Annotated in this window: 14 protein-coding genes and 2 pseudogenes; 5 read left to right on the forward strand and 11 right to left on the reverse strand. The window is 70.5% G+C overall.

Annotation, left to right across the window (positions count from 1 at the left end; all coding sequences use genetic code 11):
* Positions 1 to 70: 70 nt before the first annotated feature.
* Entirely contained in the window at positions 71 to 1,195 is a 1,125-nt protein-coding gene (locus C2142_RS36540) for an IS701 family transposase (RefSeq protein ID WP_148646185.1), read from the forward strand.
* 1,036 nt (positions 1,196 to 2,231) lie between these two features.
* Here C2142_RS36540 and C2142_RS36545 read toward each other — a convergent pair.
* Together C2142_RS36545 and C2142_RS36550 are read right to left on the reverse strand one after the other, a co-directional pair.
* On the reverse strand, positions 2,232 to 3,674 hold the full coding sequence (locus C2142_RS36545; protein ID WP_148647094.1) for a non-reducing end alpha-L-arabinofuranosidase family hydrolase: 1,443 nt from the start codon (positions 3,672 to 3,674) through the stop codon (positions 2,232 to 2,234).
* Positions 3,675 to 3,830: 156 nt separating this feature from the next.
* Entirely contained in the window at positions 3,831 to 5,294 is a 1,464-nt protein-coding gene (locus C2142_RS36550) for an endo-1,4-beta-xylanase (protein ID WP_148647095.1), read from the reverse strand.
* A 716-nt stretch (positions 5,295 to 6,010) separates the two neighbouring features.
* Between C2142_RS36550 and C2142_RS36555 the strand changes: the two genes are divergently transcribed.
* Together C2142_RS36555 and C2142_RS36560 are read left to right on the forward strand one after the other, a co-directional pair.
* Entirely contained in the window at positions 6,011 to 7,534 is a 1,524-nt protein-coding gene (locus C2142_RS36555; RefSeq protein ID WP_148647096.1) for a cellulase family glycosylhydrolase, read from the forward strand.
* A gap of 27 nt (positions 7,535 to 7,561) precedes the next feature.
* The gene (locus C2142_RS36560) at positions 7,562 to 9,364 is read left to right on the forward strand and encodes a glycoside hydrolase family 6 protein (protein WP_148647097.1); all 1,803 of its coding nucleotides are present in this window, start codon (positions 7,562 to 7,564) and stop codon (positions 9,362 to 9,364) included.
* 61 nt (positions 9,365 to 9,425) lie between these two features.
* Here the strand turns inward: C2142_RS36560 and C2142_RS36565 are convergent, their stop codons facing one another.
* Positions 9,426 to 10,346, reverse strand: coding sequence for a LacI family DNA-binding transcriptional regulator (locus C2142_RS36565; protein WP_241003022.1), 921 nt, complete (start codon positions 10,344 to 10,346; stop codon positions 9,426 to 9,428).
* Positions 10,347 to 10,402: 56 nt separating this feature from the next.
* Here C2142_RS36565 and C2142_RS36570 point away from each other — a divergent pair.
* Positions 10,403 to 11,154 (forward strand): annotated as a pseudogene (locus C2142_RS36570) (family 1 glycosylhydrolase); the annotation flags it as partial.
* 256 nt (positions 11,155 to 11,410) lie between these two features.
* Here the strand turns inward: C2142_RS36570 and C2142_RS36575 are convergent.
* The 8 genes and pseudogenes from C2142_RS36575 to C2142_RS41110 all read right to left on the reverse strand — a co-directional run bounded on the left by C2142_RS36575 (position 11,411) and on the right by C2142_RS41110 (position 19,713).
* Positions 11,411 to 12,193, reverse strand: coding sequence for a hypothetical protein (locus C2142_RS36575; protein WP_148647099.1), 783 nt, complete (start codon positions 12,191 to 12,193; stop codon positions 11,411 to 11,413).
* A complete protein-coding gene (locus tag C2142_RS36580) occupies positions 12,190 to 12,720 on the reverse strand; it encodes a SigE family RNA polymerase sigma factor (RefSeq protein WP_148647100.1) in 531 nt (176 codons plus the stop codon). Before C2142_RS36580 ends, C2142_RS36575 begins: the two co-directional genes overlap by 4 nt.
* A 131-nt stretch (positions 12,721 to 12,851) precedes the next feature.
* Positions 12,852 to 13,880, reverse strand: coding sequence for an expansin EXLX1 family cellulose-binding protein (locus C2142_RS36585; RefSeq protein WP_241003023.1), 1,029 nt, complete (start codon positions 13,878 to 13,880; stop codon positions 12,852 to 12,854).
* A gap of 154 nt (positions 13,881 to 14,034) precedes the next feature.
* Positions 14,035 to 14,295, reverse strand: a pseudogene (locus tag C2142_RS36590) (hypothetical protein); the annotation flags it as partial.
* Between the two features lie 409 nt (positions 14,296 to 14,704).
* Positions 14,705 to 15,940, reverse strand: coding sequence for a multiple monosaccharide ABC transporter permease (gene mmsB / locus C2142_RS36595; protein ID WP_148647102.1), 1,236 nt, complete (start codon positions 15,938 to 15,940; stop codon positions 14,705 to 14,707).
* Positions 15,941 to 15,943: 3 nt separating this feature from the next.
* On the reverse strand, positions 15,944 to 17,491 hold the full coding sequence (mmsA, locus tag C2142_RS36600) for a multiple monosaccharide ABC transporter ATP-binding protein (RefSeq protein WP_148647103.1): 1,548 nt from the start codon (positions 17,489 to 17,491) through the stop codon (positions 15,944 to 15,946).
* 99 nt (positions 17,492 to 17,590) lie between these two features.
* Entirely contained in the window at positions 17,591 to 18,685 is a 1,095-nt protein-coding gene (gene chvE / locus C2142_RS36605) for a multiple monosaccharide ABC transporter substrate-binding protein (RefSeq protein WP_148647104.1), read from the reverse strand.
* 272 nt (positions 18,686 to 18,957) lie between these two features.
* Entirely contained in the window at positions 18,958 to 19,713 is a 756-nt protein-coding gene (locus C2142_RS41110; RefSeq protein WP_346766420.1) for a hypothetical protein, read from the reverse strand.
* A gap of 758 nt (positions 19,714 to 20,471) precedes the next feature.
* Here C2142_RS41110 and C2142_RS36615 point away from each other — a divergent pair.
* Positions 20,472 to 21,155 (forward strand): LacI family DNA-binding transcriptional regulator (locus tag C2142_RS36615; protein ID WP_148647240.1); only part of this gene is annotated, 684 nt, incomplete at its 3' end.

The following is a 21,155-nucleotide window of genomic DNA, read 5'->3' on the forward strand; positions in this document are numbered from 1 at the left end:
CCTAGTACTGCAATCACAGTTATGGGTGGGCTCGTTGTGGTTGGGTTGGCTCGTGTCTGTGGATCTCGGGGTGGGTCAGGTCGAGGCCTGGCGTGAAGTGTTGGGTGGTCTGCACGCGCGGTTCGCTGGGCGTTTTTCCAGGTCGGAGCCGCGTTCGCGTGCTCTGTCGTATATGGCGGGGCTGATCGCGCCGTTGGAGCGGAAGAACGGGTGGACGCTCGCGGAGCGTGCGGGTGAGGGGCATCCGATCGGGATGCAGCGTCTGCTGGGTGAGGCGGACTGGGACGCGGACGGTGTCCGTGACGATGTGCGGGACTTCGTCGTGGAGGCCATCGGTACCAAGGACGGGATCCTGATCGGCGACGACACCGGCTTCCTGAAGAAGGGTTCGCGGTCGGCCGGGGTCCAGCGCCAGTACACGGGGACTGCGGGGCGGACGGAGAACTCCCAGATCGGCACGTTCCTGGCCTACGCCTCGGCGAAGGGCCGCGCGCTGATCGATCGGGAGCTGTACCTGCCGGCATCGTGGACGGACGACCGCGAGCGCTGCCGGGCGGCCGGCGTGCCCGATGAGGTGCCGTTCGCGACGAAGAACGAGCATTTTCGGTGGATGCTGCAGCGTGCGATCGACGCTGGGGTGCCGTTCGCGTGGGTGACCGCGGACGAGGCTTACGGGCAGGTCAAGCACCTACGGGTCTGGCTAGAACAACGCGGCATCGGGTATGTGCTGGCCACCAGGGTCAACGACACCGTGATCACGACGCGGTGGCGTGAGGTCCGGGTCGACGAGCTGGTCGCCTCGCTGCCGCGGCAGGCGTGGAAGCGCCTGTCCGGCGGCAAGGGCTCCCACGGCGAGCGGGTCTACGACTGGGCCCGGGTGGCGATCCGACCGGTGTGGGAGGACGGCGTCGGGCACTGGGTCCTGGCCCGCCGCTCGGTCAGCGACCCAACCGAGATCGCCCACTACGTGTGCTACGGACCCGTAGCCACCCGACTGAAAGACCTGGTCAAGGTCGCCGCGGCGAGGTGGGCGATCGAAGAGTCGTTCCAGGTCGCGAAGAATGAGTGCGGCCTGGACCACTACCAGGTCCGCCGCTACGACGCCTGGTACCGACACATCACCCTGTCCATGGCCGCCCTCGCCGCGCTGACCGCGATCCGCGCCCACGAGCTGGAAAAAGGGGCTGCCGATTAGGACAAAACGACCTGATCCCGCTGTCTGTCGCGGAGATTCGCCGCCTCATCGGCCTGCTCCTCCACCCCCACCACCTCACTCCGACGCATCATCTGCACTGGTCATGGTGGCGACGCCTCAGCCAGACCCGAGCCCGCCTCAGCCACTACAAACGCCGAGGTCACACCCCATAACTGTGATTGCAGTACTAGCACGATCCGCACCGTTAGCCGCTACGGGCGGTGCCGCCGGTGGGATCGGCCTGTACGCCGTGCAGTTGGCAGCCGCGCTCGGGGCCGGGTGATCGCAACCGCGACCGCTCAGGACGAGACCCGTCGCGACGCCCTTCCGCCGGAGGCGGGGCGAAGGGAGCGCGGAACCGGAGTAGGTCCGCCGCCGAGTGCAGCGGTGCGCCCGCCACCGTCGGCGCCATGTGCTACTCGGAGCGACGGTGGCGGTTCGCGTCACAGGGTCAGGCGGACGCGGCGACCTCGGCGGGCGGCTGGATTCTGCGGCGGGCGACCAGGAGCTGGTCGAGTAAGTGATCTCCGCCGGTACAGGGGACAGCGAAGAGGACCGCCACCGGTTCGGTGGCGGTCCTCTTCGCTGTCGTGTGGTCGGTGCTTGGCATCGGTCGGTTCGTCGGATGCGGGCAGGCCGGCGCTCTCGGGCTGATGCTGACTTTTGCTGACCTGAGCTGACGTTCGGTCGGCTTGACCGGCGCAGGGACATCATGAGGACGAAGGACGACTCCTGATCGGGTGAGAGAGATGGTGCACCTGGCTCCGGTGCGGGTGGCGCCCTTGGCCGGCGAGGAGACAAGGCAGCCAAGGTGCCCTCTGCGGTCGTGCCGGTGCCGACGACCGACCAGGCCCACATGCTTCGGTCCGTACCCACGATCAAGGTCCGCAAAAGAGAGGAACCCCGGCCGGGGGTGCGGTCGGGGTTCCTCGGAGCGGTGAGTTGTCGGTCAGCGGGTGGAGCCAGCCGTGCCGTGAAGCGCTCGTCTTCGCGTCGGCAGGCCGCACCCGATCGCGATGGCGGTGGATCGGGCAGGTCAGCGCTGCAGGGTGAGGACGCCCGGCCGCCAGGGCAGTTGGTCGTAGGGGCCGGTCGCGGTGGGGGACTTGCCCTGGTAGAGGAACTGCAGGTTGCAGGGGTCGATGGTCATGGTCTGGTCGGGGTTGCTGCGGACCAGGTCACCGTGGCTGATGTCGTTGGTCCAGGTGGCGCCGCTGTTGGCCTTGCCCGCGAAGGGCTGGCTTTCGCTGCCGGCCTGCGGGGTCCACGAACCGCTCAGGCTCGTGGCCGTGAACGAGCGGAAGTAGCGCCCGCCGGCGCCCTGCGCCTCAACGATCATGAGGTACTGGTTCCGGCCCTGGACCTTGTAGACCTGCGGCGCCTCGAAGAGGTTGTTCACCGTGTCGCTCATGACGGTCGTGTACGTGGAGCCGAAGTTGCCGGGGAAGTTCCCGATGGGCATGCTCGCCCGGTAGATGTTGCCGTTGTCGCCGGCGAAGAACAGGTACATGTTCTGGTCGTCGGCGATCAGGGTTTGGTCGATCGGGCCGGTGCCGGAGTTGGGGATGCTACCGGTGAACAGCGGCTGCGGCGAGGACCAGCCGTTGGGGTTGGTGGGATCGCTCGACGTGCGGTAGATGAACGGCCACGCACCCCACTGGTAGGCCAGCACCCAGATGTTCTTGGGCGCGAAGTAGAACAGCGTGGGCGCCACCGCGGACTGGCTCATCCCGGTCTGGCCGGCCGACGCCATGTCCGACCAGTTCGCGAAGGGGCTGAACATCATCGAGCCGTACGACGATCCCGACACGTTCGACGCGTAGACCACGTGCTTGCCGTTGTACACCACGTCGGTGAAGTCCTTCACCGACGCCCACCCGTTCGCCGGCTGCGCCAACGCACCCGTCGACGTCCACCGGTACGTCGACGGAAGAGCACACGTGCCGCCCGTCGGCGCGGGCGTCGTCGGGGTCGATGTCCCGGGCAGGCCGGTCCACTTCTGGTTGCCGTTCTGGTTGCATGTCCAGATTTCCACCGCCGTGCCGTTGGCCGTACCGGCGCCCGTGACGTCCAGGCAGAGCCCGGACTCCACTCCGACGACCGTACCGTCGGAGTTCACCCGCCACTGCTGGTTCGCGGCGCCGCTACAGGTCCAGATCTGCACCCGGGTACCGGCCGTGGTGGCGTGACCCGGAACGTCCAGGCACTTGTTGCCGTACACGGTCAGCTGGTTGCTGGACGTCAACGTCCACAGCTGGTTGTTCCCGCCCGAGCAGTCGTGGATCTGCAGGTACGTGCCGTCGGTCTGGCCGGCGTTCGGCACGTCGAGGCACCGACCTGAACCCGCACCGCGCAACGCCCCGCTGGTGGCCGCCTGAGCCGGGTTGGCGACGAGCATCGCCGCCAACGCCGCCACGGCCGCAACCACGGCGGTGAGCAGCGCAGACAGCTGCCTGCGGCCGGAACTTCGCATGCGCATGGGATCTCCTCAGTGAACGGATGGAGCTGTCGCACGGCTCCGTTGTCGTCAATGTGCGCGTGCCGCGGTGAGCACGGGCAGAAAGGGCCGTCAATCGGCCGGCTCGGAAGGGGCGAAGGGCTCGGTGGAGGCACACGCCCCCCGCGGGGGCTCAACTCACCCGAGGTTCCAGTGCTGGTTGGCGCCACCGGTGGAGTCCCAGATCTGGACGGGCGTGCCGTTGGCGGTCTGGCCGCCGGGAGTCTCCAGCGCCCGGCCGCTGGCGACGTTGGTCAGCGTGTAGGAGCCGTCGCTGTTCCGATCGGCCCGCCAGTGCTGGTTGGCGCCGCCGTTGGAGTCCCAGACCTGCATCCTCGTCCCGTTGCCCGTCTGGTTGCCCGGCTCGTCCAGTGCCCGGCCGCTGGCGACGTTGGTCAGCGTGTAGGAGCCGTCGCTGTTCTGGCCGGCCCGCCACTGCTGGTTGGAGGCACCGCTGGCGTCCCACGCCTGGAGCGGGGTGCCGTTGCCGTTCTGTCCGGCGGGTTCGTCGAGAACACGTCCGGCGGCGACGTCGGAGAGCGTGTAGACGCTGCCGGAGACGATGCCCCCGCTCGGCGCGCCGCCGCCCAGGGCGGTGAGCACCGCGCTGTAGGCGGGCTTCTTGTTGCCGCTGTTGTCGAACAGCAGCGGGTTCTCACCGGTGCGCCACGAGTCGCTGTCGCGGATGCCCCACACCGTGATGCCCGTGCAGCGAGCGACGCTGAGGCAGGTCTGGACGGTGTTGGTGTACGCGCCGGCGGACGCCTGGGCGATGTCGAGCTCGGTGATCTGGACGTCCACCCCGAGCGCGGCGAAGCTCGACAGGGTGGTCCGGAAGTTGGCCGGCGGGCCGCCGGCGCCGAAGTGGCTCTGGAAGCCGACGCAGTCGATGGGCACGCCACGGGACTTGAAGTCCTTGACCATGGTGTAGACGCCCTGCGTTTTGGCGTCCGTCCAGTTCTCGATGTTGTAGTCGTTGTAGCAGAGCTTGGCCGCGGGGTCGGCCGACCGGGCGGTGCGGAACGCTTCCTCGATGAAACCGTTGCCCAGCAGGTTCTGGAACACCGAGCTGCGGTGCTGGCCGCTGCCGCCGTCGGCGAACGCCTCGTTGACCACGTCCCAGGCGTAGATCTTGCCCTTGTAGTGGGTCATCTCCTGGGTGATGTGGTTGTTCATCACACTGCGCAGGGTGTTGGCGTCGGTGATGGAGCCGACCCAGTTGGGCAGCTGGGAGTGCCAGACCAGGGTGTGGCCGCGCATCTTCTGGCCGTGCGCGGAGGCGTGGCTGACGATCGAGTCGGCGGGACCGAAGTTGAACGACCCGCGAGAGGGTTCGATGGCGTCCCACTTCATCTCGTTCTCCGGGGTGATCATGTTGAATTCCCGGTCGAGAATGGTGGAGTACGCCGCGTCGCCGAGTCTCCCCGTCGGCACTGCCGTGCCGAAGTAGTGGCCGCTGCCGGCCGCTGCCGCACCCAGCGTGGTCGCCCCGGCGGCATGAGCCGCCGGGCTCGCGGTGGCGGCCGTGACCGAGCTGACGACCAAGCATGCGGCCGCCGTCAGGACCTTGCGGAGACGGGGCTTCTTGTTGAGCCGTGGCATGACGGATCGCTCTCCTTGTGGGTGGGGATGCCTGTACACCGGTCGTGGACCGACGCCCCGTCCTGGCGCTCGTGCGAGCGGGTACGCGGCTGGGCCTTCCTGCCGGGGGCGGGCGGTGGGTGTCCGGGACGTGGTGCCCGGTCGCTGTGCTGCCAGTCGACGCTCCGCTCACGCCCGTGTTATGCCGGCCGACCGGGGGATCGGCATGACTGTCGACGCCACCTGTTAGCGTTAACAATTCAGCGGACGTGAGTTGCGCATCTCTGGCATGGGCAGGTCAAATCTGGGGCAGGCAATGCGCGTTGTCAATACTTTGCGCGGCGGTGGACCGGACTTTGTGCGGCGGTGGACCGGGTGCCGGCGGCCCTGTGCCCGGCGGTGCCAATCCCCGCTCCGGCTCGCGATCCCGGTCCGCAGGGCCTGTGGAGCGGCGCGGCGGCCGCATCCGGTTGTGGTCACCCGCTGCCGGATGCGGCTTCGCCATGGGTGGCTTCGCGGTGTTCTGTGCCAGTGCTTACCAGTGGGAGCGCTCCCACTGTGAGGGATGTCCAAGGGTCGGTCAAGAGGCTTGAAGAGTCGAACACCGCTACCAACAAAACCCGGTAACTCCTCTTTTCCTTGACGGCAGTTGGCGCTACGGTCAGTGCCCACCAGTGGGAGCGATTCCGTCAGTCGACGCGCCGGGAGCGGCGCGTCCTCGCTGCAAGGAGTCGCTCATGCGACATCCCCCACGTCTCGCGGCGCTGCTCGCCGGCGCGGTCCTCGCCCTGACGGGCGCCGTGTCCGCGTCGGCAGGTGTGGGCCCGGGCGCCACGGCAGAAGTCGGCTGCTCCGTGGCCTACTCCACGGTCAACCAGTGGGACGGCGGCTTCCAGGCCTCCGTCGTCGTCACCAACAACGCTGCGCCCACCAGTGGCTGGAGCCTCGGCTTCGCCTTCACCGGTGGCCAGCACCTCACCCAGGGCTGGGGCGCCAGCTGGACCCAGTCCGGCGCCAAGGTCGCGGCCACGAACGAGAGTTGGAACGGCTCGCTCGGGACCGGCGAAAGTGTCACCCTCGGCCTCATCGCCTCCTGGTCCGGCGGTAACCCCACGCCAACCGACTTCACCCTCAACGGCCTCTCCTGCAACGGCGGTTCGACCCCCACGCCCATACCAACGGCCACCCCGACCCCCACACCGACGACCACCCCCACCCCCACACCCACGCCCACCCCGACCGCCGGCGCACCCGAGCTCGGCGTCACCGGCAACCGGCTGACCGACCCCGGCGGCGCCACTCGCCGCCTGGTCGGCGTCAACCGCTCCGGCGGCGAGTTCATGTGCGTCCAGGGCCACGGCATCTTCGACGGCCCGGTGGACGACGCGGCCGTCCAAGCCATCGCGGACTGGCGGGCCAACACCGTCCGCATCACCCTCAACGAGGAGTGCTGGCTCGGCCTGGACAACATCCGGCCCGAGTACCGGGGCGCCGTCTATGTCGGCGCCGTCAAGGAGCTGGTGGACCGCGTCCTCGCGCACGGAATGACTCCCGTGGTGGAGCTCCACTGGACGTACGGCCAGTACACCGGCGCCTCGGCGGGCTGCTCGGACGTGCACGCCTCCTGCCAGAAGCCGATGCCGGACGCCCGTTATGCCCCGGCCTTCTGGACCTCGGTGGCGAACACCTTCAAGGACGACCGCCGGGTGGTCTTCGACCTGTTCAACGAGCCCTATCCGGACCGGGCCACGGCCACCACCGAACAGGCTTGGGCCTGCTGGCGCGACGGCGGTACCTGCCCGGGCATCGGCTACGAGGTGGCCGGCATGCAGGACCTCGTGGACGCCGTCCGGGCCACCGGCTCGCGCAACGTCGTGCTCGTTCCCGGGAGCGCCTACTCGAACGACCTGAGCGGCTGGCTCGCCCACGCCCCCTCGGACCCGACCGGCCAACTGGCCGCCGCCTGGCACGTCTACAACTTCAACTCCTGCGCCAGCGAGACCTGCTGGACGTCCACCCTGGCTCCGGTCGCCGCCCGTGTCCCGCTCGTGGCGGGCGAGATCGGCGAGAACACCTGTGGGCACGCGTTCGTCGACCGCGTCATGAAGTGGTCAGACGACCGCGGGCTCTCCTACCTGGGCTGGACCTGGAACACCTGGGACTGCTCCTCCGGTCCTGCCCTGATCAGTGGTTACGACGGCACTCCCACCGCATTCGGCATCGGGGTGCGCGACCACCTGCGCACCCTGAACGGACACTGAACGGACCCCGGAAAGGACCCCCACACCATGAGCCGCACCACCCGCACCACCGGCCCCACCGGCCCCACCGCCAATCGTCTGCGCAGCAACCGAACGGCCCTGCTCGCCGCCCTCGGCCTGCTCGCAGCGACCGGCGCCACCGCCACCGTGCTGTCCGACCCGGCGGGCGCCGCCACGGCCGGCTGCCGGGTCGACTACCAGATCTCCAACCAGTGGAACACCGGCTTCGGCGCCAACGTCGCCGTCACCAACACCGGTGACCCGCTGAGCTCCTGGACCCTGGAGTGGACCTACGCCGGCGACCAGCAGGTCACCCAGGGCTGGAACTCCACCATCAGCCAGTCCGGGGCCGCCGTCACCGCCCGGAACGTCTCGTACAACGGCAGCCTGGCGACCGGCGGTTCCACCTCCTTCGGCTTCAACGCCTCGTACAGCGGCGCCAACCCCGTGCCCACCGCCTTCAAGCTCAACGGCGTGATCTGCAACGGCGCCACCACGACGCCCACCGCCACCCCCACGGGCACGCCCACCACCACCCCCACGGGCACCCCGACCGGCACCCCCACCACCACGCCCGGCAGCCGCGTCGACAACCCGTACGCCGGCGCGAAGGTCTACGTGAACCCCGAGTGGTCCGCGAACGCCGCCGCCGAGCCCGGCGGCAGCAGGGTCGCCGACCAGCCCACCGGCATCTGGGTCGACCGGATCGCCGCCGTCACCGGCGCGAACGGCAAGATGGGTCTGCGCGCCCACCTCGACGAGGCGCTCCGCCAGAAGGGCAGTGGCGAGCTCGTCGTCCAGCTGGTGATCTACGACCTGCCCGGCCGGGACTGCTCCGCGCTCGCCTCCAACGGTGAGCTCGGCCCGACCGAGATCGGCCGGTACAAGACGGAGTTCATCGACCCGATCGCGGCGATCCTCGCCGATCCGAAGTACGCGGGGCTGCGCATCGTCACCGCGGTCGAGATCGACTCGCTGCCGAACCTGGCCACCAACACGGCGCCGCGGGCCACCGCGACCCCCACGTGTGACGTGATGAAGGCCAACGGCAACTACATCACGGGCGTCGGCTACGCGCTCAAGAAGCTGGGCGCCGTCCCCAACGTGTACAACTACGTCGACGCCGGGCACCACGGCTGGCTCGGCTGGGACGACAACCTCGGCGCGTCCGCCGAGCTGTTCAAGCAGGCCGCGACGGCCGAGGGCTCGACCCTGGCCAACGTGCACGGCTTCATCGTCAACACCGCGAACTACAGCGCCCTCAAGGAGACCAACTTCACCATCGGCGACAGCGTCAACGGCACCTCCGTCCGCCAGTCCAAGTGGGTCGACTGGAACCGGTACGTCGACGAGCTGTCCTATGCGCAGGCGATGCGCACCAAGCTGGCCTCGCTGGGCTTCGACCCGAACCTCGGCATGCTGATCGACACCTCGCGCAACGGCTGGGGCGGCGCCGCCCGGCCGGCCGGGCCCGGGCCGCGGACCGGCGTCGACGCGTACGTGGACGGCGGTCGCAATGACCGGCGGCTGCAGACGGGCAACTGGTGCAACCAGGCCGGCGCGGGCCTCGGTGAGCGGCCGCGAGTGGCTCCGGAGCCGGGCATCGACGCCTACGTCTGGATGAAGCCGCCGGGTGAGTCGGACGGGTCCAGCAAGCTGGTCCCGAACAACGACGGCAAGGGCTTCGACCGGATGTGCGACCCGACCTACACCGGCAACCCGCGGAACAACAACAGCATGTCCGGCGCGCTGCCGGACGCGCCGCTGGCCGGGGAGTGGTTCTCCGCCCAGTTCCAGGAGCTGATGAAGAACGCCTACCCGGCGCTGTGACCCGGCGCTGAACCGACCCGACCGTCCGGAGCCCGCGGGGTTCCGGACGGTCGGCGGGCCTTCAGGAGGACTTCCGCACGACCAGCTCGGTCGGCAGTACCAGACGGGACGGCTCCGCCTCCTCGCCGGCGATCTGCCGCAGCAGGAGCCCGGCCATCGTACGGCCCATCTCCTCGATGGGCTGGCGGACGCTGGTCAGGGGCGGGTCGAGGTGGCGGGCGACCGGCGAGTCGTCGACGCCCACCAGAGCGACGTCACCTGGTACGTCCAGGCCCCTGGCGCGCAGGACGGCGAAGGCGCCGACCGCCATCAGGTCGGAGGCGGCGAACACGGCGTCCAGGTCGGGGCACCGCTCCAGCAGCTCGCGCATCGCCCGGCGTCCGCCGTCCTCCGTGAAGTCCCCGGTGGCGACGAGGCGTTCGTCCGCCGGCAGCCCCGCCGCCGCCAGCCCCTGGCGGTAGCCGGCCAACCGCCCGTGCCCGGCGTCCATGTCCGGCGGGCCGGTGATGGTGGCGATCCGCCGCCGCCCGCGCTCGGCCAGGTGGGTCACCGCCGAACGGCCGGCCCCCACGTTGTCGGAGTCGACGTACGCCACCGGCTCCTGCGACGAGCGACGCCCGTTGAGCACGGCCGGCACGCCCAGCGCGCGCACCTGGTCCGGCAGGGGGTCGTCCCGGTGGACGGAGACCAGCAGCACGCCGTCCACCCGCTGCGCAGCGAGGTACTGCTCGAAGCGCTGCCGCTCCTGTTCGGTGCGGATCAATGTGAGCAGCAACTGTTTGTCTGCTGCGGCGAGTTCGGCGTTCACTCCGCGGATGATGTCCAGGAAGTACGGTTCCGCGAACAGCCGTGCCTCGGTCTCGGTCACGACCAGCGCGATCGCGTCCGTCCGGCTGCCGGCCAGCGCCCGGGCCGCCCGGTTGGGCACGTAGCCCAGCTCCGCGATGGCCCGGTCCACTGCCTCCCGCGCCCGTTCGCTCACCCGTGACGAACCGTTGATCACCCGGGAAACCGTGCCGCGCCCGACCCCGGCCCGGGCTCAACCTGCACGCGCTGCGCCCGCTCACCCGGTCCGCCGCCGACCAGGACGCCGTGCGCCGGATCGACGCCGTCGGCAACCGGGTCTTCCTCGGCCCGATGCTGGAGGGCGCCTATCCGGAGGACCTGCTGGCCGACACGGCCCAGCTCACCGACTGGGCCTTCGTCCGCCCCGGCGACCAGAAGGAGATCCACCAGCCGCTGGACCGGCTGGGCGTCAACTACTACACGCCGACCGTCGTCTCCGCGACGGCCGAGGGTGCCGCCCCCGCCCGCGAGGACGGCCACGGCGGCGGCGCGGCCTCGCCCTGGCCGGGATCGGACCGGGTCGGCTTCCACCCGGCGCCGTGCGAGCGGACGGCGATGGGCTGGACCGTCGACCCGTCGGGCCTGCACCAGCTGCTGACCGGACTGGCCCGTCGCCACCCGGACCTGCCGCTGATGGTCACCGAGAACGGTGCGGCCTACCACGACGAGGTCGGCGCCGACGGAACCGTCGACGACCCGGAGCGCACCGCCTATCTCCACGCCCACCTGGCGGCCGTCCACCGTACGGCGGCCGACGGGGCGGACGTGCGCGGCTACTTCGCCTGGTCCCTGCTGGACAACTTCGAGTGGGGTACGGCTACGCGAAGCGCTTCGGCCTGGTCCACGTCGACTACGCCACCCAGGCCCGCACCCCCAAGTCCAGCGCCCGCTGGTACGGCCGGGTCGCCCGGAGCGGCGAGCTGCACCCGCCGGTCGGTGCGTAGGACCGCTGCTGGGAGCCGTGCGGAAGCGGCCGGGGCCGGGCAGGGGGCCCGGCCCCGGCCGCCGCGGCGTGGAGCGGCTTCGAGGGCCGGAGAGGGTCGGAGAGGGCCGGGACGCCCGACGGTTCGGCACCCGTCGCCGTCGAGATCCCGAATCGCGTTTCTGGCCGGGCTCTTCGACGGGGCGGGTGCCTCCGGCCGCGGCGGTGGCTGCGGTGGAGCTCCAGTGCCGGCCGCCCTCGGAGAGGCCGGTCGGCCGTCACCGTGCCGGGGCGAAGCCTCCCTGGACGGACGCGGAGCCGCCCGCCGACTGGGCGTCGACCCGGTAGCCGTCGCTCGTGGCGCTGCGCGCTCCGGGCGCGTGGTTGTACTGTCCGGCGAACTCGTGCTGCCCGGCCGGTACCGTGCGGCCCGGCTTGAGCACCCAGCGGTAGACCAGCGCGCCACCGGACTCCTGGACGGTGACGGTGAAGTCGTCGGCCGGCAGGGTCCGCCAGTTTCCGGTGTCCTTTACGTTGCCGGTCTGCGCGATGCGCAGCTCGACGGTGAGCGAGGTGAGTGGCTGGGCGGTTCTGAGGGCGAGGTTGTTCTGGCCCCAGTAGACGTTGCTGTGCTGGTCGATCGATCCCTCCGACCACAGCGGCCCGTTCTGGGCCCGGCTGCTCGCCGACGGGGTCGGGCGCGGACCGGCCGGGCTGGTGGTGGCCGGTGCCGGCGCCGGGGCGGCGGCAGTCGGGGGAGCCGAGGGCGTCGGAGTGGGAGTGGGAGTGGGAATGGGGGAGGGGGCAGCCGGAGCGGTGGTGACGGTGGCCGACGGCGGAGTCCGGGCGATGCCGGCGACGGCGAGACCGCCGGTCGCCAGGATGCCGGCGGTGGCGAGGCCGGTGAGCGCGGCCCTGGGCCATGACCTCAGGCCCGACCGCGTGCGGTGACGGACGGGAGGGCCGGCCGCGCCGCGCTCGACGCGTGCCAGGATCCGTGCGCGGTCGGGCTGGTGGGCCTCGGCGGCCTCGCGCAGCCGCCGGGTGATGTGCTCGTTCACCGGTTCCTCCTTCCTGTCGCCAGTTCGCCGACCGCTCGTGCGCCGAGTGCGCGTTCCAGCTCGGCCATCCCCTTCGAGGTCTGGCTCTTCACCGTACCGACCGATATGCCGAGCGCCACGGCGGTGTCCTTCTCCGACAGGTCGAAGGCGTGGCGCAGCACCACGCACGCCCGCTTGCGGAAGGGCAGCCGGGCGAGCGCCGTACGGACGTCCAGCACGGCGGCCACGTCCGGGCCGTCCGTCCTCTCCGGGGCGCGGGACCAGAACAGCAGGATCCGGCGCCGCTCGCGGACCGCGCTGCGGATCCGGGCCCGGGCCATGTTGGCGACCACCCCGCGGGCGTAGGCGAGCGGGTGGTCGGCCGCACGGAGCCGGTCCCAGCGCTGCCACAGGGCGATCAGGGCGTCCGCGGCGAGGTCGTCGGCCGCGTCCGTCTCGCCGGTGAGGAGGTGGGCGAGACGGGCGAGTTCGGCGTAATGGCGTTCGAAGAAGTCGTGGAACTCCGCGGACGCGTCATCGAGGAGCATTTCCCCCGGTCGCCCTCTCCCTGCAGTGTGAGCGTTAACAATCAGCGTGAGCCTAGCAGTGCCCGTCTCCGGGGCGGGGTGGTGGTCGCCCTGGCGGGGGACCGCCGCCGGCCGGCGGGTGAGCGGCGCCGTCAATGCCGGGCGAACTGGACTCGGGTCGGCTGGGCGGCGTCCGGCTTCACCGTGATCCCGTCGACGGTCAGTTGCTCCCCGTAGACGTCGGTGACCCTGATCGGTCCGCCGCACCCGCTGCCGTCGGGGGAGAGGAAGTAGTTGTAGTCGGTGCGGGACAGCTGCCGCCAGCCGTCGGCGGTCCGGACCTCCAGTGCCGCCACCGGGTTCCGGTGGCCGATCGCCTGGATCCCGCACCACCACTGGGTGGATCCGGTCTTGTACCGGATCGACATCGTGTCCGGTGCCGTGCCGGGGCTCAGCAGCGTCCAGGTGATCGGAAGGCGGCCCACCGAGAGCTCGGCGAGCTTGGCGAAAGCCTCGTGGCTCAGGTCGAGCTGCCCGGGCGCGCAGGGCAAGGGGCACTCGTTGACGACCCGCACCGTGATGCTCGCGCCGTTGGCCGCGCGGACGAGCACGGACGCCCCGCAGGCCTTGGACGACTCGTAGTCGGTGTGGTTCATCGCCGCGATCATGAGGTCACCGGACGGGCCGAACGAGCAGGCGCCGTTGCCGTCGGTGGCGTCGTAGGACGTCGCGACGCCCTGGTAGCTCGCCCCGGGCTTGATCCGCCCGGCCAGTGACGCCGTGGCCGGTGCGGTGCGGGTACTGGTGGTGGCTGCCGATGGCGACGGGGTGGCCGGGGTGGCCGACGGCGACGGGGTGGCCGTGGCGGCCGACGGCCGCGACGTGGGGGTGGCAGAGGGCGACGGGGTACCGGTGGCAGAGGGCGGGGGCGGGGAGGTGGTGACCGACGGCGGCGCCGCCGAGGGCGTGGCAGCGGCCGGGGCGGTGGAGCCCGGCGGGGTGCTCGGCTCGGTGGCCGCGACGGACGCGGCGGCCGGCACCCCGGCGTCGGTGCCGCCGCCCCCGCTGCCCGGCAGGAGCGCGAAAGCCAGGCACACCAGCACACCGACCGCCACCAGCGCCAACGGTATGCCCATGACCAGCCCGCGCCTGTTGTTCGACTGCGGGGCGGCGTGCTTCATTGCCCTCATTGCCATCCATTCGGTAGATCGCCTCGACGTTGCACTGACCAGTGGGCGCCGGAGACGGAAAGGTTGCCGTTCCGGCGCAGGTTTTTTCGGGGCCAGCCCCGGGGTGGGCGACGCGGATCCGCCGCCCGCCCACGGGCCGTGCCGGTCAGGACGGGTCGCCGTACACCACGCCGCGGCCGTAGCCGCCCAGGTACACCCGGCCGTAGACGTCGGGGTCGCCGGAGATGAGGTTGACGATGCTCCCGCCGAACTGGTGCTGGTCGTCGTTGATCCGGACCCAGGTCGAGCCGCCGTCGGTGGAGCGGAACAGGCCGGTGACTCCCTTCACCTTCCCGCTGAGGTAGAGGGCCTGGTAGCCGGCGCCGGGCGCAGCCTTGCCGAAGCCGACGGCGGCCGCCTGCTCCACGCCGTCGAGCCCAGAGTGGTCCAGCGCCGACGGTGGCCCCCGCGGGGGCGCCGCACGTTATCGGTCGTGCGGAAGCGTCGGCCGCGACCGTGCGATGCGGGATCCGTCTCCTTCATGGGGCTACTCCTTGCTTCGGCCCTGCCGCCGTGCACCCGCCCGGATCGGCGGTGCGCGGTGGCGGACGGCGGTGGGATCGGACGACCCGGGCGTATCCCGCCCTCGGGGTCACCCGTCAGTTGCCGCCGTGGCGGAAGAGGTTGCCGCTCACGCGAAGGAATTCCGGCCGAGGTGCGCGCTCTTCCCTCGTCCCGCCCGCCCGCCGGGGCAACGGACAGCGCACGGTGGTCGGATGGTCGACCACCGTGCGCTTTCCGGTCACCGGCGGGCTCGCCCGCGGCGGGGGACGGCGTCAGGAACCGGCCCGGCGCTTGTTGTAGACGTCGAAGCCGACGGCCGCGAGCAGCACCAGGCCCTTGATGACCTGCTGGTAGTCGGTCCCGATGCCGACGAGTGACATGCCGTTGTTGAGCACTCCCAGCACCAGGCCGCCGATGATCGCGCCGAGGACGGTGCCCACGCCGCCGCTGGCCGAGGCGCCGCCGATGAACGCGGCGGCGATCGCCTCCAGCTCGAAGTTGATGCCGGCCTGCGGCGTGCCGGCGTTGAGACGTGCCGCGAAGACCAGCCCGGCGAGCGCCGCCAGGACGCCCATGTTGGTGAAGGCGAGGAAGACGACCCGCTTGCTCTTCACTCCGGACAGCTTCGCGGCCGCCTCGTTACCACCGATCGCGTAGGTGTGCCGCCCGATGATCGAGTTGCGCATCAGGTAGCCGAAACCGACCAGCAGCGCGCCGAGGATCAGCAGCACGATCGGGACGCCGTGGTAGCTGGCCAGCAGCAGGGTGAAGACCACCACGGCGGCGGTGATCACGGCCAGCTTGACGAGGAAGAGCCCGAGCGGGAGCAGCTCAAGCCCGTACGAGGCGGTCTGCCGTCGGCCGCGGACCTCCTGCAGGATCGCGACGGCCAGGACGGCGAGTCCCAGCAGCAGGGTGAGGTTGTGGTAGTTGGTGTGCGGGCCGACCTCGGGGAGGAAGCCGCTGCTGATGCTCTGGAAGCCCTTGGGGAACGGCGCCACCGACTGGCCCTGCAGCAGGATCTGGGTGCCGCCGCGGAACAGCAGCATGCCCGCCAGGGTGACGATGAACGACGGGATCCCCAGGTAGGCGATCCAGAAGCCCTGCCAGGCCCCGGCGAGGGCACCGATCACCAGGGCGGCCAGCATCGCCACGGGCCACGGCACGTGGTGCTTCACCATCATCACCGCGGCGGCAGCCCCGACGAAGGCGGCCAGGGAGCCGACCGAGAGGTCGATGTGCCCGGCGATGATGACGATCATCATCCCGATCGCCAGGATGAGGATGTAGCCGTTCTGCTGGATCAGGTTGGTGATGTTGAGCGGCTGGAGCAGGATGCCGTCCGTCCAGATCTGGAACAGCAGCACGATCAGTGCGAGGGCGACCAGCATGCCGTACTGGCGCACGTTGCCGCGCAGCGCGCGGGCCAGCACACCGCCGATGGCAGGGCTCGGGCCGGCCTGCGGTGTCTTCGGGGACGAATCCGGGATGATCTCGGTCTGGGCCATGCCTTACACCTGCTCGTTGCTGGATGCGGCGCTCATGGTCATGAGCCGCATGAGGGATTCCTGGGTGGCGTCGGCGCGGGCCACCTCGCCGGTGATCCGGCCTTCGGCCATGGTGTAGATCCGGTCGCACAGGCCCAGGAGTTCGGGGAGTTCGGACGAGATGACGAGCACGGCCTTGCCCTGGGCGGCCAACTCGGCGATGACGGTGTAGATCTCCGCCTTGGCGCCGATGTCGATGCCGCGGGTGGGCTCGTCGAGGATCAGCACCTCCGGTTCGGCGAAGATCCACTTGCTGAGGACGACCTTCTGCTGGTTGCCGCCGCTGAGCGTGCCGGTCCGGGTGAACACCGTCGGGGCTTTGATGTTCATGGTGTGCCGGAAGGACTCGGCGACCCGGGCCTCCTCGTGCCGGTTGACCCGGCCGTAGCGCGCGACCTTGCCGAGCGCGCTCAGCGAGATGTTCCGGCTGATGTCGTCGATGAGGTTGAGACCGAGCTGTTTGCGGTCCTCGGTGACGTACGCGAGGCCGTGCCCGATCGCCTCGGGCACCGTGCGGGTACGGATCTCCCGGCCGTGCAGCCGCACCCGGCCGGCCGCCCACCGGCCGTACGAGCGGCCGAAGACGCTCATGGCCAGCTCGGTGCGGCCGGCGCCCATCAGGCCGGCGATGCCGACGATCTCGCCGCGCCGCACGTTCAGCGAGGCGCCGTCGACCACCATGCGCTGCTGGTCGATGGGGTGCCGCACGCTCCAGTCCTCGACCTCGAAGGCGACCTCGCCGATGTCCGCGGCGCGTTCGGGGTAGCGGTGCTCCAGGTCGCGGCCGACCATGCCCCGGATGATCCGTTCCTCGGAGATGCCCCCGGAGCCGATCGCGATGGTCTCGATGGTCTGCCCGTCGCGCAGGATGGTCACGGCGTCGGCGACCCGGGCGATCTCGTTCAGCTTGTGGGAGATGATGATGCAGGCGATGCCCTGCGCCTTGAGCTCCAGGATCAGGTCGAGCAGCTTGCGGCTGTCCTCGTCGTTCAGCGCGGCGGTCGGCTCGTCCAGGATGAGCAGCTTGACCTTCTTGGCGAGCGCCTTGGCGATCTCGACCAGCTGCTGCTTTCCCACGCCGAGGTCGGCGATCCGGGTGTGCGGGCTCTCGTCGAGGCCGACCTGGCGGAGCAGCTCCGCGGCGTGGGTGAGTGTCCGGTGCCAGCTGATGATGCCCCGGGTGGCGTGCTCGTTGCCGAGGAAGACGTTCTCGGCGATGGAGAGGTACGGAACCAGCGCCAGTTCCTGGTGGATGATGACGATGCCGCGCTGCTCGCTGGCCCGGATGTCCTTGAACCGGCAGGGCTCGCCCTCGAAGAGGATCTCGCCCTCGTAGCTGCCGTGCGGGTAGACGCCGCTGAGCACCTTCATCAGGGTGGACTTGCCGGCGCCGTTCTCGCCGCAGATGGCGTGCACCTCGCCGGCGGCGACGCTCAGGTTGACCTCGGAGAGCGCCTTGACACCGGGGAACGACTTGCTGATCGACCGCATCTCGAGAACGGGTCCAGCCATGGTTGTGCGTCCGTATCGTTCGGGGCGGTGCGGTGGGGGAGAGCCCCCGGGCTCCGCACCGCCGGTTCGGCACGGGGCCCGTCGAGCGGGCCCCGCAGGCTACTTGAGCTGGTCCGCGGTGTACTGACCGCTGTCGACCAGGACCTTCTGGTAGTTGTCCTTGTCGACGCTGACCGGCTGGAGCAGCTGTGCCGGAACGGTCTTCACGCCGTTGTTGTACTGGCTGGTGTCGTTGACCTCGGGCTTGCCGCCGGTGAGCAGGGCGTCGCCCATCTGGACGGCGGCCTTGGCCAGCTGGCGGGTGTCCTTGTAGACCGTCTGGGTCTGCTCGCCCGCGATGATCGACTTGACCGAGGCCAGCTCGCCGTCCTGGCCGGTGACGACGGGCAGCGACTTCCCGGTGCCGTACCCGACGCCCTTGAGCGAGGAGAGGATGCCGATCGAAATGCCGTCGTAGGGGGAGAGCACGGCGTCGACGCGGGCGCCGGTGTACGACTTGCTCAGCAGGTTGTCCATCCGGGACTGGGCGAGAGCGCCGTCCCAGCGCAGCGTGGCGACCTGGTTGAAGGCGGTCTGGCCGCTCTGCACGACCAGTTTCTTGTCGTCGAGGTACGGCTTGAGGGCGCTCATCGCGCCGTTGAAGAAGAAGGTGGCGTTGTTGTCGTCCGGCGAGCCGGCGAACAGCTCGATGTTGAACGGGCCCTTGCCGTCCTTGAGGCCGAGCTTGTCGACGATGTAGCTGCCCTGGAGGACGCCTACCTTGTAGTTGTCGAACGTCGCGTAGTAGTCGACGTTCGCCGTGCCCCGGATCAGCCGGTCGTAGGAGATCACCGGGATGTGCGCGTCGGCGGCCTTCTGCAGCACGTTGGTGAGGGAGGAGCCGTCGATGGCGGCGATCACCAGCAGCTTGGCGCCCTTGGTGATCATGTTCTCCACCTGGGAGACCTGGTTCTCCACCACGTTGTCGCCGTATTGCAGGTCGGTCTTGTAGCCCTTGGCCTGGAACTCCTTGACCATGTTGGTGCCGTCGTTGATCCAGCGTTCTGACGACTTCGTCGGCATCGCGATGCCGACGAGGCCGCCCTTGGCGTCCCCCTTGGCCGCGCCGTCGCCCGCTCCGTTGGTGCTCTGGCCGCAGGCCGCCAACGAGAGCACCAGGCCCGCGGCGACGAGGCCCGCCGAAATCTTCCGCACAGTTCCTCCAGTGATGTTCCGCGACCGGCACAGCGCGTCCTCTGACTGGGCGACTGCGAGCGGTCGAGCGGGGCCGGCCGGGAGCGGACCCTCGGGCTTTGGGGCGTCGGGGTGACGGCCACCTGGCCTGGCGTCATGAGTGTTAACGCTCACATCAGTGAGAGTCAAGGGTTGTCGGGGCATCGTTGGATCTCCGAGATCCGGTGATCGGCCCCCAAGGCGGACGTGGTCGTACGGCAGGCCGTTGCCGACTCCTTGAAGTTGGTCTATGTTCAATGTCCTTTCACCGTGCGAGCCGGTTGCCTGCCGGCGGTCGCGGTCGGGACCGCCTCGCCACGTGCCGGGCGCGCAGGCTCGGCCGTGATGGCCAGGCCCAGGACAGGCCGAGGGTGACGTCGGTGTGGTGGGAGTTGGCCTGGAGGGTCGCCAGCCCGTTGTTGATCAGCTCCGGCAGAACGGCCCCGGCGACGATCCCCAGTACCCGGCCCTGCCCGCCGGTCCGGCAGACCCCGTTCGATGACCGCGGCCGCGATTGCCTGCAGCTCCCAGCCGACGCCCACGCCGCCGGCGGAGCAGACCCCCGTCCGGCTCAGTACGAGCACTCCGACGAGGGCCGAGACCAGCGAGGACGCCACGTATATCGGCACCACCCGCCGGTCGCCACGGATGCCGGCCGGCCTGGCCGTCTCGGGGTTGCCGCCGACCGCGTAGGCCGGCCGCTCCGCGTAGGTGCGCTCCAGGAAGAATGAGGCGGCGACGCCGACCAGCGCGAACGGCACCAGCGGCCCGGCGCCTGGGCCAGGTGGCTCTGACCGGTGTCCCCGAAGAGCGGGGACATGCCGACGATCGGGATTGCCGGAGGTGATCGCCAGGGCCTGCGCCCTGCGCCACCGTGCAGGTCGCCAGCGTGACGACGAACGGCGGTATCCGTGGCGAGGTTGGCCAGGACTGCCAGGCGGGCGGCCCGGCCCGGACGGCGAACCAGGACCAGGAGGATCACGCTGGCATCCAGCAGGGCGCCCGCCCACAGGTCGGTGCCGCCGGTCAGGATGACCAGCGACTCGCCGATCGCGATCAGCCCGTACTGGGCGAGGTCGGCGCCCATTCCCTGGAGGTTGGCCGCGAAGGCGTCCCGGGCCAGCGTGAGCCCCGCGGACCCCGCGGCGCCGGCGAGGACCACGCCCCCACCTCGGGTATGTCGACCAGCACGCGCAGGCGGTTCCGGGCCGGTGTCGCCGCGTCCTCGCGGGCGGGATCGGTGTGGGTGGTCATGCGGGCTACTCCGTGCTCGCCGCGGCTCGGGCCGGCTGGCGGCCGATGTCATGACCCCAACGGCCCGCCTTCGGACTCCCGCCCGCTCTCCGGGCTGACGGCAGGAGTTCGGAGACGGGTCCTCGCAGCCGGGCCCAGGTTCCCAGGGCAGAGCCGGGGCCCGGCCCGCGTTCGCCCCCGGGAGGGTGGGCACGCGGCCCGGGAGGGTGGCACGCGGTTCCCCGGCCCCGGCGTTCAGATGTGTGACTCGACCGCGAACCGGGAAGGCGTCGGGGTGTCGTGATCCGCGCATGCGCCCGTGGTGCATGTGTCGTGGTCCTGCATGTGCCCGTGACGCCCGAGCGGACCCCCGTTCTGGTGTTCGGGGCGAACCTGTGAACGTTCACTCGCCGCAACGGCCACAGGTGGGCGGCCCGGACGGTTGTAAGAAGAGAGCCGCCCGCTGAACCGAGGGTGACGGATCGGCGTGGACCTGGTCGCGTACTGTGGTCCGCAGCCGAGGAGGGGACTACGCGTGGGAACCGAGAGCGCCGGGACGGAACAGCGCCAGCCCGTGATGGCCGACGTGGCGAAACTGGCGGGGGTGTCCCACCAGACGGTGTCCCGGGTGCTCAACGGTGCTCCGCACGTCCGGCCGGACACCCGGGACCGCGTGCTGGCCGCCATACGGGAACTGGACTACCGGCCCAACTCCGCCGCCCGCGCGCTGGTCACCCGCCGCTCGCAGACGCTCGGCGTGGTCAGTTTCGACTCGACGCTCTACGGGCCTGCCTCGATGCTGGACGGCATCGAGCGGGCCGCCCGCAGTGCCGGGTACTTCGTGAGCGTGACCAGTCTGCGCTCCCTCGACGGCCGCTCGGTCCAGGAGGCCGTCGACCGGCTGCGCGACCAGGGCGTTGAGGGAGTCGTGGTGATCGCGCCGCAGACCTCCGCCGTCAGCGCGGTGGCCCGGCTCTCCAGCTCGGTGCCGGTCGTCGCGGTCGGATCGGGCAACCAGACTCAGGTGCCCATGGTGTCGGTGGGCAACCGTGTCGGTGCCGGAGAGGCCACCAGGCACATGCTCGACCTCGGCCACCGCACCGTGCACCACCTGGCAGGGCCGGCCAACTGGCTGGAGAGCCAGGATCGCGAGGAGGGGTGGCGCCGCACGCTGCAGGCGGCCGGAGCCCCGGTGCCAGACGTCGAACGCGGCGACTGG

The organism is Streptomyces sp. CB01881 (genome assembly GCF_002953255.1).
GTDB lineage: Bacteria > Actinomycetota > Actinomycetes > Streptomycetales > Streptomycetaceae > Kitasatospora.